At 32.8% G+C, this 15,482-nt stretch carries 10 protein-coding genes; 1 reads left to right on the plus strand and 9 read right to left on the minus strand.

From position 1 onward, the window contains the following. Positions 1-208: 208 nt before the first annotated feature. Complete coding sequence (locus FHK87_RS05405; protein WP_226294105.1) at positions 209-1,852, minus strand: tetratricopeptide repeat protein; 1,644 nt, start codon at positions 1,850-1,852, stop codon at positions 209-211. A gap of 987 nt (positions 1,853-2,839) precedes the next feature. Between FHK87_RS05405 and FHK87_RS05410 the strand changes: the two genes are divergently transcribed. After that, entirely contained in the window at positions 2,840-3,826 is a 987-nt protein-coding gene (locus FHK87_RS05410) for a DUF5004 domain-containing protein (RefSeq protein ID WP_140591045.1), read from the plus strand. 276 nt (positions 3,827-4,102) lie between these two features. On the opposite strand, the gene cobN is transcribed toward FHK87_RS05410, so the two are convergent. The 8 genes from cobN to FHK87_RS05450 form a co-directional block, all read right to left on the minus strand. Then, positions 4,103-7,849 (minus strand): cobaltochelatase subunit CobN, encoded by a 3,747-nt coding sequence (gene cobN, locus FHK87_RS05415; RefSeq protein WP_140591050.1) that lies wholly within the window; start codon positions 7,847-7,849, stop codon positions 4,103-4,105. Between the two features lie 260 nt (positions 7,850-8,109). Beyond that, on the minus strand, positions 8,110-9,183 hold the full coding sequence (gene cobW, locus FHK87_RS05420) for a cobalamin biosynthesis protein CobW (RefSeq protein WP_140591053.1): 1,074 nt from the start codon (positions 9,181-9,183) through the stop codon (positions 8,110-8,112). 186 nt (positions 9,184-9,369) lie between these two features. Continuing rightward, positions 9,370-9,954, minus strand: a complete 585-nt coding sequence (locus FHK87_RS05425) for a cob(I)yrinic acid a,c-diamide adenosyltransferase (RefSeq protein WP_140591056.1) — start codon at positions 9,952-9,954, stop codon at positions 9,370-9,372. A gap of 3 nt (positions 9,955-9,957) precedes the next feature. After that, positions 9,958-11,268, minus strand: a complete 1,311-nt coding sequence (locus tag FHK87_RS05430; RefSeq protein ID WP_140591059.1) for a cobyrinate a,c-diamide synthase — start codon at positions 11,266-11,268, stop codon at positions 9,958-9,960. Next, on the minus strand, positions 11,265-12,935 hold the full coding sequence (locus FHK87_RS05435) for an AAA family ATPase (RefSeq protein ID WP_140591063.1): 1,671 nt from the start codon (positions 12,933-12,935) through the stop codon (positions 11,265-11,267). Before FHK87_RS05435 ends, FHK87_RS05430 begins: the two co-directional genes overlap by 4 nt. Beyond that, positions 12,932-13,648, minus strand: a complete 717-nt coding sequence (locus FHK87_RS05440) for a hypothetical protein (protein ID WP_140591066.1) — start codon at positions 13,646-13,648, stop codon at positions 12,932-12,934. Before FHK87_RS05440 ends, FHK87_RS05435 begins: the two co-directional genes overlap by 4 nt. Next, entirely contained in the window at positions 13,645-14,730 is a 1,086-nt protein-coding gene (gene cbiD / locus FHK87_RS05445; protein ID WP_140591069.1) for a cobalt-precorrin-5B (C(1))-methyltransferase CbiD, read from the minus strand. Before cbiD ends, FHK87_RS05440 begins: the two co-directional genes overlap by 4 nt. Then, the gene (locus FHK87_RS05450) at positions 14,727-15,482 is read right to left on the minus strand and encodes a precorrin-6A/cobalt-precorrin-6A reductase (protein ID WP_140591072.1); all 756 of its coding nucleotides are present in this window, start codon (positions 15,480-15,482) and stop codon (positions 14,727-14,729) included. The genes cbiD and FHK87_RS05450 overlap by 4 nt, the downstream gene beginning before the upstream one ends.

Here is a 15,482-nt window from a genome sequence, read left to right on the forward strand (position 1 = left end):
ACAAATGTTTTTTGTAGTATGAATTTTTCAACTACGCTCGTGTGGATTAATACCAATAAGTAAATCGGATACTACTTTTGCATTATTGCTATAATACACAAGCCTTTAGATATTAACACCTTCTAGGATTAAACATATTTACTATTTTAAACTGTACTTCAAAATTTTATCACATCAATTACCAGAATACATAAGGTTTAAGCTTGTATTAGATATTTATAATGTAATCTTCAAGCGATTCTCCTGTAGTAAGGTTCATTTTTTTTCTTAGTCTGTGGCGAGCTTTTTTAACCCCCTCTGTAGATATATTAAGAAATGTACTTATTTCTTTTGAAGAAAGGTTAAGTCTTAACAAGTAAATAAGTCTTAGCTCTTTTGAAGTAATAGAGGGAAACCTGTTTTTTATTTCTTTATAAAAACCTCGATGGCTTTCTTCAAAAAGTTCTTTAAAAAGCTCCCAATTTTGATCTTCTTTTTCATTAAAATTTATAACCTGTAACACCTTACGATACTCATATATATTTGCACCTTGTGTATTGCATAAGTCTGTCACTTTTTCTTTGACGTTATTAAGGGTGTTATTTTTTTTTAGCAAATGAAGTGTATTGGTGGTTAACTCTTTATTTTTTCGTTCCACTATTTCCTCCAATTTTTGTTTTTGTCTATTTTTCTTTCTTAACATCTTCCCACCTACAAGCAAAAAAGCGATACAAACTAACCCCAAAATCAATAATACAAGAATTTGTTTTCGTTTCTTTTTAGTACTTTTTTCGAATTGCTCAATCTTTAAGTCTTTTTCATTGGCTTCATATTGAGCACTCAGTTCGTAAACCAGCGCTTTATTTTCTAGCTCTTGTATAGAATCTTTCAACATTGCCAATTTTTTAAAATATTCAAGAGCAACAATATTATTGTTTTTTTCTTCCGCGGCAAGCGCCAATAGATGATAGGTATCTATTTTTGCTCGTAAAAAACCATTTTTATGTGTATACCTTAATGCTTTTTGTGCATAAAAGACTGCTGAATCCGTTTTTTTTTGCTTTAGAAAAAGTGTGCCCATAGAAATATAGGTGTATGCTTTCGCCAGCTTGAACATTTTTTTATTGGAATTCAATTCTAGTACGGCTTTTTTTTGATAGTCGGTAGCTTTATCCAGCTGATTTAAATCGTAATAGATCTCGCTTAACATGGATAATGCATAAGAACTATTAGATATTGGATATTTGTTTTTATAAATTTCTAATGCTTTTTCATAGTGTTTAATGGCATTATCATACTCTTTTAATTCTTTGTAACACCATCCTAAATTTTGATGATTAATTAATATGAATTTAAAATTACCTATTTCTTGAAAGCCTGATAAAGACGAGTTCAAATAAGGTAAAGCTTTTCTATATTCTTTTTTTATCGATAAAATATCCCCTAATTGATAGTTTGAATGTGTTATTCCTGTTGTAATGTTAAGTTGTTGATAGATTTTTATAGAAGCCAAGTATTTCTTAGTCGCTACGCTTAGCCGCCCCAATCCTTTATAAGCAACTGCCATAGTTTGGAGGGATTTTGCATAAGAGAGAGAATCATTCTTTTTCAAAAACAACGCTCCAGATTTCTCAAGTACAGTGATTCCCTCAAGATAATTTCCTGAATAAACGTGGGTAGCAGCAATTTGATGCAGTGCAGAAGCCTGTCCCCAAATATGATTTGATTTTTTATTAATCTGTAACGCTTTCTCAAAATATTTTAGAGCAGTATCATACTCATCCTGATAAAGGTAAACCTTACCCAAACAATTGTATGAACCAGCTATTCCTCTAGGGTTATTATTTTCTTCTGAAATCGCTAATGCCTTCATTATATACTCCTTTGCTAATAAGGGTTTTGATATAGCATATTGGACTCCTAAATCATTAAATGCTTTTACCAGAGTTGTATCTGCTGATGATTTATGATGTATAACTTGTAAAAGGCTATCTACCACTTTATTATTTTGTGCGTTTACAAAAGCACAAATAAAAAAAAGCCAGAAGAATATGAAGTTTCTAAGAAACATTTTTAGATTTTTTTAAAGTCGAATAAAATTTTGTTCATACCAGAGATAATTATAGTTGACCTATTCCTAGAATTTAATTTAAAAGTAGAAAATCTGAGTTGTTTTAAGGAAAATAGAATAAGGTACTAACTCTGCCTCTTTATTTTTATTATAAGTAATTTTAAATACTATTTCAATACTTCTATTGTTATTTCATAATGTGATGTAAATATATCTTTTATAAAGGATTGTTTAATTTGGATTTTTTACTATTCAATTTTTGCTTACAAGAAGTTAAATATATCATCATCAACTTCGACTGTAATTACCTAATACTTTTCAATTTCTTCGTATTTTAATTTAACACAAAGGAAGAGATATTTAAAAATAATTATTTGTGACTTTTGGCACAACAAAAAAATTATCTTCAAATTGAATTTCTTTTATCTTAGGCTTATTTGTTCATTAGATTCCAATTTTTTTTAGCAATCTAGAAATAACTTCTCTAGTTGTTCTCAACTCGTGATGTATTTTATTTACAACATGATCCTTTGTATAAGGTGATCTAACCTCTCAACCTACTTTATTTAGATTTGAAAATACTATAAAAAGAATACTGTTTTTTTTTCATTCTAACTAATTGTAGGGGATCATTGGAGTACATATACTAAGTTGTCCCCCCTTTGTCCACCTTCTATTTTTGTGAAAGATCAATCTGATAAATATGTTTGTGTTTAAAAAAAGTTAAGGCATACTAAATATGTTTTAAGAGTAATATTAAAAATTAAAATCGAACATAAAAAAGCAAAAATGATCCATATTAAAACCCACAAATCAATATTATATATTCTGTTTTCTTTAATTCTTTTTTCTTGTGATTCTGATAACGATTCTAATTCAGAAAACAATGAGCAAGTTTCTCAAGATATAACAGTTACCAAAGAAAAATTAGTTGGAGATTGGATATTAGTAAGCAGTATTATTGGTAATGAAACTGTTTCTCCATCAGAATTCGAATGCTTAAAAAATTCAACAGCTACTTTCAATCAAGACGATACTTATGAAGTAACTTTTTTAAAACTAGGAAGCAATTCTACAACTCTTTGTTCTCGAACAGTTACACAATCTGGGACCTATACGGTTGTTGGTTTGAATAGTGTTACTTTTTTTAATTTTGATTCTGAAATCGAGTTGATCGACGATACTTTACAGATTACTTCCAAAGTTACTAATGGCAATGAGCAACAAGATCAGATAGATATTTTTATTAGAAGTGACAATTCAGAATTAGGAGAAAATCAGGAAGAAGAAACTGACAATGTAGAAACGGATAACCAGACAGATGATAATAATGATGATAACACCTTTGATGGAGCAGAGGTAATTCGAAATATATTAGGAAAGTGGCAAATCGACTCTGACAAAGATTGCCTTCAAAAAAACACAATAGAATTTAAATCCCAAAGTGTTTTTGAATTTATTCAGCATAAAGAAACCTTTAATCGTAGAGATTTGTTAGATTATAATGTAAGTGTGAGTTATCCATTACCAGAAAGTATTAACGCAACAATCATCAAAGGAAATAGCACAGTTGTTTTTGATACCAGTGCAGAATGTCAATTTATCAAAACAAGTACTCTAGAGTATGTTGTAAAAGATGAAAAGACAATAGTGCTTAAAAATATTTCAGGAGTCAAACTTTTACTAGAAGACAACAATACTATCAAACTTATGTATACATTCACCGATAGTAATACCAATGAACAAGTAAGAGAATTTGTTTATAGAAAGCTATAAAAATCAATTTGTTTATACATCGATAATATGAAGAAAGTGGAGGAAAATCCTCCATTTTTTGTTCAATATTCTTAATAATATCATACATTCCTATAAGATCCAGATACAACTAGAAAGCTTATTTTGAATATAATAATTTACCCTTTTAATTTCCCTTAATAGAATAAGCTCCCTAATCTATATATAAGAATAAGAAAGCCATAAAAAATTGTAAAACCATGAAAAAATAATAACCCTATTACCATCAAACTCACCTATCTAAAAATGAGAAAACATTTACTCTATAATAGCATCCGAGTCTTTATAGATTTCTTTTAATGCATCTATAGTTTCTTCTGAAGGATTTTCCCACATACCTCTTTGAATAGCTTCTAGCATGCGCTCTGACATATCTTTTAACGCCCAGAGATTATGTTTTTCTATAAATGCTTTATTCTCATTGTCAAACAAGTAATTGTCTGTAATCTGTTCGTACATAAAATCGGCTATTAAATTGGTAGTGGCATCATAAGCAAAAAGATAGTCCATAGTAGCAGCCATTTCAAAAGCTCCTTTATAGCCATGCTCTCGCATCCCTTTTATCCACTTCGGATTCACTACTCGAGATCTGAACACTTTTAGTAATTCTTCTTTTAAAGATTTTACTTTTGGATTTTCAGGTCTAGAATGATCTCCAAAATACGTTTCTGGTTGACTACCTTTTATTGTATTTACCGCAGTTGTCATTCCTCCCTGAAATTGATAATAATCATCAGAATCTAAAATATCATGCTCTCTATTGTCTTGATTTTGCATCACTACCTCAATAGAAGACAATCGTTTTTTAAATGTTTCATGAGCCGATGTGCCACTATTTTCATTTCCATAATAGGCATAACCACTCCAGTTAATATAAGCTTGCGCTAAATCATCTGAGGTTACCCAATTTTTCCCTTCTATTAAACCTTGTAACCCTGCTCCATATGCACCCGGTTTTGAGCCAAACACACGATACAAAGCTCGTTCGTTAGCCTGCTTTTCATCTAAACCTTCTTTTTGCCACTGTTGTCTTTCCTCATTAAAACGCTTTTTGATTGGATTTTGTTCGTCTGTTTCATCTAAAGCAGCTACTTTTTCAACAGCAGCATTAAATAAGGAGATCAAATCAGGAAAAGCGTCTCTAAAAAAACCAGAAATACGCAATAGTACATCTACTCTAGGTCTTTTAAGTTCTAAGGTAGATAGTACTATAAAATCTTTAACTCTTCGGTTACTTCCTTGCCAAACGGGTTTTACACCTATCAATGCCAACGCTTGTGCAATATCATCTCCGCTAGTACGCATTGTAGACGTTCCCCAAACGGATAAACCAATAGAAGTTGGATATTCTCCATTTTCTTGTAGATAACGGTCAATTATATTTTGTGCACTTTTTGTTCCTAATTGATACGCAGCTTCAGAAGGAACTGTACGAACATCTACAGAATAAAAATTTCTTCCCGTAGGTAAAATATCTAAGCGCCCTCGTGTTGGTGCTCCTGAACCACCAACAGGTATATATTGCCCATTTAACCCTTTGATTAAGTGACGTATTTCATTACTAGTTTTATGTAAAGTTGGTAATGTATGTAGTTTAATATATCCTAAAAGTTGTTGTGTATTTTTACCCACACTTTCATATTCATCATCGTTCAATAATTGACGTACAAGATTTTTGGCTTTGTTTTCTAAAAGTTCTACTGCTTGTCCGTAAGTACGACAGGAAATACTGTAAATTTCTTTTTCAAAGCTATCTGAATAAGAAACATCTATAGGATCAAAGTTCAATTGCAAATCTTCTGCTAGACATTGTGTAATCCCTTTTAAATTACCTTGAGGCAAACGATGTAAAGCTACAATTAAATCAGCTAGTTTTTCTTGCTTAGGCAACGTTCCCAAAATATGTAATCCGCCTCTAATTTGAGATTCTTTTAATTCACATAAATAACCATCAATAACTTCTAATAAAGCATCGATATCTTTCCCATCTTGATTTAAATCACTTTTAAGATGGGTGTCGTTTACTAGGCTTTCAATTTTGGTTTTGATCAATGACGCTCTTCTTTTATCCACTAAAGCAGCTTCATAGAACTCATCGATTAAAAGTTCTAATTTTAATAAATCCCCATAATTCTCTGCCCTTGTCATTGGTGGGATTAAATGATCTAAAATAATAGCTTGATTTCTTCTTTTTGCTTGTGTTCCTTCTCCCGGATCATTAATAATGAAAGGATAAAAATGCGGAATTGCTCCAAGAATAGCAGCAGGAAAGCACGTTTCTTCACTTAACGCTACACTTTTCCCGGGGAGCCACTCTAAATTTCCATGTTTACCGATATGCACTAAAGCATCTGCTTTAAACTCATGTTGTAACCAAATATAATAGGCTAGATACGCAGGTGGTGGTGGTAAATCTGGCGAATGATAACTAGCTTGTAAATCCAAATCATAACCTCTACTAGGCTGGATACTTACCAATACGTTTCCAGAAACAAATCCAGGAATTAAAAAACATCCTTTTTGATAATTAGGAGATTCTTTTGGATCTCCCCATTGTGCTTCTATGGTATCGCGAAGTGTTTTTGAAAGTTGATTGTAATACTGATAAAAAACAACTTCTTCTAATTTAATAGCATGGCGTTCGTTTAACGTATTGATCGTCTCTAAACTGTTAGTAACCGAATTGGTTAATTTATCCATCAACTCGTTTGTAGTTTTAGGATAATCAGAAGCTAACACATAATTTTCATCAGCCAATTGTGCTAAAATTTGCACCGTACTTTGTGGTGTATCCAAACCTACGCCATTTGCCAAACGACTATTATTATTAGGATAATTAGGTAAAACTAAAGCTATTTTTTTCTCTGTATTTGTTTTTTGTTGCAAGTTTATCCAAGCTTTAGCCATTTTGGCAACAAACTGACAACCTTCTAAATTAGGCACATAAGAAACCACTTCAGAATCTGTTAACGCATCTTTTTCTTTGGATTCTTTAAATGAAATGACTTTTGATATAATTTTACCATCCACCTCAGGTAAAGCAATATTCATGGCAATATCGGTAGGTGGTAATCCAAAATTTCCTTCAAACCAACTTTCGCGATTACAACTCCCCATTATAGCTTGAATAACAGGCACGTTAAACACATCAAACAAACTTTGTGAAGTATCTTGAAAACCTTGCACGCTAAACCCTGTAGTATTAATAATAACTTGAGGTCTTTCTATTCGATATCTTTTAAGTAAGTCAACTATTTGTTGCTGAATATCGTGTTCGCGATACCCCGCAGCCATTAGAACAACAGTTGAAACACCCTGTGATTCTATAGCGTCAATAATACTATGAATAGGTGCTAAGTTATTGGATAAGTAATAGCTTCTATAGCTAAAAATTATAGCTTGTTTTTTTTTTGATAAGACTGTTCGCGGATTGTAAATTCCTTCTTTTGGGTGATATAAAAATAAATCAGGAATGATTTTAATAGCATTAGGTGTTACTGTTACATCCGTAATTCTATTACTAATTAATTGCAAAGCAGCATGACAGTTTTCTAGTCCACCAGCTTGAATATATTTCCAGATCAAATCGACCTCTTTTAACGGAATATTAGACGATTGCATCAATTCTAAATCTGGTTTATTATCACCAGGTAAAAACAATAATTGAATATTGTTTTCTTCACAACATTCGATAACCGCTTCGCACAAATAATTGTAGTAAGCTTTTCCTCCTAACAATTTTAATACTACAATTTTTGCTGAAGATACGACCTCATCGATATACGTATCTATAGTTAATTCCTGTTTGAAGTAACCAAGATTTGCAAACCGAAAAGAAGGTCCATTTTCTACAGTATTATGAATTAACTTATAGGCGTTATTCATCATAAACAAATCAGAATCTGCGGAAGACAAAAAAACAATGTCTCCGGGAGATTGATCTATATAAAAAACTCCTTCATCATTAGGATTCCAGCCGCCCGGTATTGTAGATATTAAATGCAAGACTTTAAAATTTTTAATTATCAGTTTTTAATGTTGAATTATTTTCTCAAAAGCGATTTCAGGTTATGAAACATTTGCATCAATACTTCTATCGCTTCTTAATAACTACTTATAAAATGTGTTCTTTGTTGTATTATAACATTTTATAAAGCTGAATTATTCGCAAAGAAAATTTAAAACTCTTATCTTTTATAATGTTCTCTTTACTCATTTATAGTTTAACATTGAAAATTTATAATTACTTAAATCTTCTACTCTTATTAATGAGAATGAGAGTGTTCGTGACCATGATTATGATGATGTTCATGAGTAATCACTTCATTTTTTTCAGTGAGTTCTATATTACGACCGATAACTACGATACTGGTCTTACGAGTTTCATTAGCTCCCCAAGGTCTTTCGAAATAATAATCAAAACGAGAACCTACACCTTGTAAAACCATACGCATTGGTTTGTTAGGTATATTTACAAACCCTTTGATTCTATATATCTCGTGTTTTTCTACAAGTGTTTTTAAATCGCTAACTAAAACTTTAATGTCTGCTGTTTCAGGGTATTCTAATAAAACCGTTTTTATATCATCATTATGATGGTGGTGATGTCCGTGTTTATGATGTTCTTCATGAATAGAATGACGGTTGTCTACATCATCTTCCGCAGAAGCTTCAATACCTAATAAAATAGCATTATCCATTTGCCCTTTTACAACAGGAACAATTTTAGTATTTGGTCTTGCTTTTGTTGTAACTATGTTAGTAATCTCATCAAATGTTGAGTCATCAATCAAATCTCTTTTACTAACCAAAACTAGATCAGCACACGTTAACTGGTCCAAAAACAATTCTTCGATCGGTGTTTCATGATCCAAAGTATCATCTGCCAAGCGTTGTGCTTGCACACGCTCTCTATCACAAATTTCTCCCGTAGCAATTCCTACGGCATCTACAACAGTAATTACTGCATCGATGGTAATATGTGGTTTTAAGTCTGGCCAGTTTACTGCTTTTACCAAAGGTTTGGGCATAGATAAACCCGAGGTTTCTATCACAATATGGTCAATTTCCTCCTTACGCTCTAGCAATTGCAACATAGAAGGCAAAAACTCTTCTTGTACTGTACAACAAATGCATCCGTTTGGCAATTGAATTAGATTACATTCATCATCTTCACATTCAGATGAAGCTATCAATTGTCCATCAACATCTACTTCTCCAAATTCATTTACTAAAACAGCAATTCGTTTTCCGTTGGCGTTCTTTAACATATTATATACTAAAGTCGTTTTTCCTACGCCTAAAAATCCGGTAACTATGGTAATTGGTATTTTATTCATTTTTTAAATTTTAGGTTTCAATATTTTTATAATACTATTCTATCCTTTTTGGGCGTTTCCCTATGGGTCGGGCTATACGCTATATCTTTTTTCTGTGCTTCGACACGCTCAGCATGACACAGAAAAAAAGGATGCCGCTGCTATCCCTAACGCAAATTATCATATCTATTCATCAAGCTATTAAGCCTAACTTTTCTTCTTTTTTCTTTTGTACAAAAACAAATTCCACTTTTCTTCAGCAACACCGTGTTTGTCCATCTCTGCTCTTGCCATGGTGAAAAATAAATCAGACATTCTGTTTACATAACTCATAATATAATCGTGTACACATTCCGGGTCTTCTTGCATTAGGGTAACCAATTGCCTTTCTCCTCTTCGTATTTGGGTTCTACAAACGTGACATAGTGCAGAGATTTCATTTCCGCCTGGTAATAAGAAATAATCAGATGGTGAACTGATGCTACTTTCCATTTCATCTAACCATTGTTCACAAAATTCAGCCCCATCTTTAGGCTCTGGATTTGGGTTTTCCTTTTTAGAATCTGATGGACGTGCCAAATGCGACATCATATTCATCATATCTTTTTGAATACGATGTAAATTGAGTTGCCATTCATGATCATTACCTAACTTAGCACGTAATAACCCAATGGTAGAATTTACCTCATCCAAGGTTCCGATACATTCGATGCGTGCCGAATTTTTATAGGTTCTTTTTCCTCCAAAAACTCCGGTAGTTCCTTTGTCTCCTTTTCTTGTGTAAATCTTCATATGTTAGTTATTTATTTCGTTAATCAACTGTAATACTCTTTCTTCTGTACCAAAATAATGATGCACATAAGACCCCATTACTTTATTTTTTTTATAAATTTTAGTGGTAGTTTCACCACCTCTTGCATTCAAAATGGTTGCGTTTAGGGTCGTTTCTGTATCGTTTATCAAATAAGAATAGTGAAACTCATGCCCTTTGAAAACGACTTCATTAATTTTGGAAGTACGATACCCCAAATGCAGTTTTTTGTTAGCGATTGTGGATTCAAAATCAAAATAATCAACCATTTTAAAAACTTCATTCTTTTCAGATATAATAGCTTTACCCAAATACATCATGCCTCCGCATTCTGCATAGATTTGACCATTATTCTGGGCAAATTTTTTAATACTGGAAAGCATTTTTGTGTTTTCAGATAGCTCTTTTAAATAGGATTCTGGATATCCACCAGGTACATAGATAAAATCACAATCAGGAAGTATAACATCATGCAATGGACTAAAGTAGATCACCTCGCCTAATTCTTGCATCGCAGAAATATGCTGAGGATATATAAAATTAAAAGCTTCGTCTTTGGCTACTGCAAATTTTATGTTCTTGTTTACTTTTGATTTCTTTTCTGAAACCGCTTTTGATACAACTTCTTTTGAGGCTTCTAAAATCCCTTTCCAATCAACCGTTTTATCCAATTCCGTAGCAATTTGGTTAATCACACTATCAAACTTTTCGATGTCGCGTATGTTTAGACCTAAGTGTCTTGATGGGATTTCAATGTTTTTTAAATTCGATACATACCCAAAACAAGGCACATTAATATCGTCGCAGGCTTCTTTAAGCAGGGCATAATGCCTCTCTGAACCTACTCGATTAAATACAACACCCATTATTTTCACCTCAGGGTCAAAATTTGCGAAACCTTGAATAAGTGGCGCAACAGAATAAGCGACTGCTTTTGCATCGACCACCATTAAAACAGGGGTTTGCAGTTTTTTTGCCATTTCGGCAGTGCTACCCTGATCTTTTTTTGCGCCATCAAACAATCCCATAACTCCTTCTATGCAATTAATTTGAGTGTTTTTTCCATAGAAATTCAAAGTAGCATCTACTTCGTTTTGAGTCATCATAAATAGATCCAAATTGACACCTATCTTTCCACTAGCCAGCTCATGAAATTTTGGATCAATGTAATCTGGACCCACTTTAAAAGGTTGAACCATTATATTTTGCCGTTTAAATAATCGCAATAGTCCTAAAGTCACAGTGGTTTTTCCTGCATTACTACTTGGGGCAGATATGATAAACTGTCTACTCATCCTTTTGTATGTGTTGGAATTTCTGAAACTTTTTCTCTTATTAAAATTTCATAGGTAGCTTGAATACGATTTGCAAATTCTTGGGCAACTCCAATTTTTACCATTCCCTTTTCTGCATCAATAATTTGAGTGATATGTATTCCTTTACAATAGGTTTGAAAAGCTAAAACAATATCTTCTAAAGTATGTTCTGTATTTAATTTTCCATCTGTAATGATATGCAGGTTATTACAGATATCAGTATCTGAAGCTATACTTTTCACTTCTTTAAAACCCGCAATTAAATTTGTCTTTCCTCCAGTTTTGAGTTCGGCTAAGGCTTCTTCAATTTCTTTTAAAATTTTGGTCTGGCGTAAAATCTGTTGTGCTTCTCCATCAAATAAAGAAACCATAGAGAATTGCGTATTTTGTTTTTTAGATTGTTCTGCAATTTTATGTACAGTACCTTTGGCGTAGGCTATAATTTCATCTTTCAGCATAGAACCGCTAGAATCTATCAAAAAGATATGATGCTGCTTCAAAAGGTTATTCTTCCGTTTGGTTTTTAGTTCAAATTTATCAGTTGCTACATATTGACTTACGGTATTTTTTATGTCTGGCGAAGTAACATTCCCTTTGTTATTTTTAATTGAATTTACCCCATTATCAGTTGTATTTGCTGTGACTTCTTTTGGTTTGTTAAATTCATTTTGCGGAGGTAACATATTTATTTTTTCTTCTTTAGAAGTAGTACCATCAGCTGGAGATTCTTTTGATTGCTCTTTTTGGTTTTGCGAAGGATTTCGTTGATTTGGATTATGTTGTAAACTCCTGTGATTCAATACAAAATCAGCAATTTTATCTACTGCTTCTTTAGTGATTTCAGATTTATCTTGATAGGCAATATAGGCTCTTGCTGTTTTTAATAATAAAATATCTGCACGTAAACCTTCTACTTGATGTTGAATCGCTAGTTTACTACAATATTCAATTATTGAATCATCTATTTTTATAGATTTCAGATTGTTTTTGGCAGCATCAATTTGTTTTGCAATGCTCTCATCTTTACTCTTATAATTTGCTACGAAATCTGCAGGGTTGTCATCAAATTTAAAACGTTGTTTGATAATTTTTTGACGTATTACAGGATCTACAGGAGTTACAATATTTACACTTAATCCAAAACGGTCTCTTAGTTGCGGTCTTAAATTTCCTTCTTCAGGATTCATAGAACCCACTAAACAAAATTGACTATTAAAATGTTGAGATATACCTTCTCGCTCTACATAGTAACTACCAGAGGCGGCAGCGTCTAATAAGATATCTGTAAGATAATCTTGCAATAAGTTAACCTCATCAACATATAATATACCTTGATGCGCCTGTGCCATTAATCCCAGGTTAACAACTTCCTTTTTTTCATTAATTAATTGTTCTAAGCTAACATTTCCAATAAGTCGATCTTCAGACACACCAATAGGTAGATTAACAAAAGGATAATTTTGATGATCACTCATTAGACTTGTTACCGATCTAATCAACGTAGTTTTTCCTGTTCCTTTATCGCCAATGGCCAAAACTCCACCAATACGTGGATCTACCAAATTTAAGATCAATGCTAACTTAAAATCATCTTGGCCAACAATAGCCGAAAACGGAAAATTTATTTGTTTTTTATCTTGTATCATAACCCAGTAATAGTATTATAGATCCATATTATACCAATTACTATTGAGGCTAATCCCGCAATACCATTCATCCACTTAAAAACAGAGAGATTACGTTCTAAAAATCTACTCATTACATAAATTAAAACGTAACTGTATACACCCATAGCTACAATAATCCCTAGAGATTCTACTACCAAAATAAGCAGTGCATCCCCTATTGTAGCACTACTTAATACTAATGCAGAAGTTAATGCACCTCCAGTACCTGCCAATCCATGTAACATTCCAACCCAAAAGGATTTGTTCATTGGGTTCATGGCTATTTCTTCACCTTTGGTTCCATGTAAATGTATTGGATTTGAAAGTTCGTGTTCGTGCGGTTCAATTTTTTTATGCTCTTTAACCATTTCATTAATAGTATGATTTCTTCTAATGGCTACAACACCTAGCCAAATCATAATAGGTCCTACCGCCAACTCTGCATAAAAAGAAATATTATGCACTGCTAACGTGGCCACACTTTTAAATAATAATGCTACTCCTCCAAATAATAACAAGGTAACCGAATGCCCGAATGCCCATTGCGATGCTTTGAATACTGATTTGAAGCTTACTTTCTTTTTATTAATGGCATTCTCTGTAGCCAGCACAGAAACTGCTGTTACATGATCGGGCTCAAAAGAATGTAAAATTCCCGCCATCAAAGGTCTAACTAAAGAAGTAAAAGTCATTGTTTATTATATTTAATGAATGTTCCGTTTTTATGAATCAGGTAAATATCTAGTGCTACCTGTTTAATCTTTGTATGTGTATGTTGATAACAGTGTTCTAATAACAATTGAAAGAAAGGAGAATTCTGCTCGAAATCAAATAACTCTATCAACCGTCCAGCCATATTGAGAGATTTGATTTTGTCAGCATCTTTATAACCTACTTGTTTTGCTAAATCCACTACAAAATCTTTATTCCAACTAGAGACACAACTATGGGTATCGGTTACTCCGCCTGCTAATTTTACCGCTTTGCCCAACATAATGCCAATACTCACTTTTTTAATAGGTGAACTATTGATTTTATTTAATGTTTCGCCAATCCAGTTTCCATAATGGATAAAAGCATATTCTGGTAAATAATCGAATTTATTTGATAAATATTTTTCACTTCTAGCACCAGAATTAATTACTAACTCTGTTGCTTTGTTTGCAACAGCAACATCAATTCCTTGTTCTATACTAGCTATATAAGATGAAGCAGAATAAGGTTTTACAATTCCTGTGGTTCCCAAAATAGAAATACCATTCATGATCCCTACTCGTTCATTAAGTGTTCGTTTGGCCAACGCTCTTCCATTAGTAACATACACCGTTACCAACACACCACATTCTAGATCGTAATCATGTAATAATTTTTGGAGTGCGTTTGTTATCATTTTTCTTGGTACAGGATTAATAGCAGGCTCTCCAATTGCCAATTCTAAACCTTTAAGTGTAACGGTACCTACACCTTCACCGGCAATAAACCGAATACCTTTTTCTTGAGTCAGTTTTAATATACAACCTATCTCTGCACCATTGGTAACATCAGGATCATCTCCCGCATCTTTGATTACAGAACTGTTAGCCGTGTTTTCTGTAAATTCACAATGATGAACAGGAATTTCAAGGATCTTATCTACAGGCAAGTGTACCTTTACCGTCGTATTTTTTTTCTGATGAATAATCGCCATCAATCCCGATTTGGCAGCTGCCGTAGCACAAGTGCCCGTGGTAAATCCTTCTCTTAAAGGTCCTTTTGGAATTTTTCGTAAACTCATACTACAATCGTTTTAGAAATCAATAATTCCAATGTATCCGCATCATAAACTACAATAAAATATTCTGGTATTTTTGGTTGTTCAATAATAATGATTGATGTATCTGTTTTTAATGCAACTTCAATTTTTGTGCTTAAAAACCCGCTATTTCCAGTTTCTTTGGTCAAGACAACGTCGACTTGATACGTTTTAATCAAATCAATTTCTTTCTCTAAATCATTAGAAGGAAATCCTAAAATCAATTGTTTTCTGGGAAAATTACTTTGCCTTGCAATTGCTAAAGATTCAGGTCTGTTTAGTATTCTAAAGTAGGTAGTGTTTTTTTTCCACCGAGGTGTTAACCTTTTGATAGATTGCACACCCGTTAAAGCTAGTAGTGTTTTGTTTTCTTCTAATAAATCTAAAGCCTCTTCATACGTCTTTACATAAAAGACTAAGGGATTTGCCGTTTTGGGCAGTAATTGCCGCCCAAAACGAAATACTGGTATCTGTAAAGATTCAGCAACCTTAGCAATGGTGCTATGCAATAGTTCTGCAAATGGATGCGAAGCATTTACAATCATTGTGATATCATGCCCTAAGATGTATTTTTCTAATTGCTGCTCATCTAAAGCTCCATACCTATAACTGACAATATCATTGGTCTCAAAGGCGATATTTGTTTTTGTAGAATACACAAAAGGCAACCTCATACTTTCTAATAAAGCGGCCGTTTTTTTACCTTCTGTTGTTCCTCCAAAAACTAATATCAT

Origin of the sequence: Aquimarina algicola, assembly GCF_006443095.1 — a bacterium.
In the GTDB taxonomy this organism is placed as follows: Bacteria; Bacteroidota; Bacteroidia; order Flavobacteriales; family Flavobacteriaceae; genus Aquimarina; species Aquimarina algicola.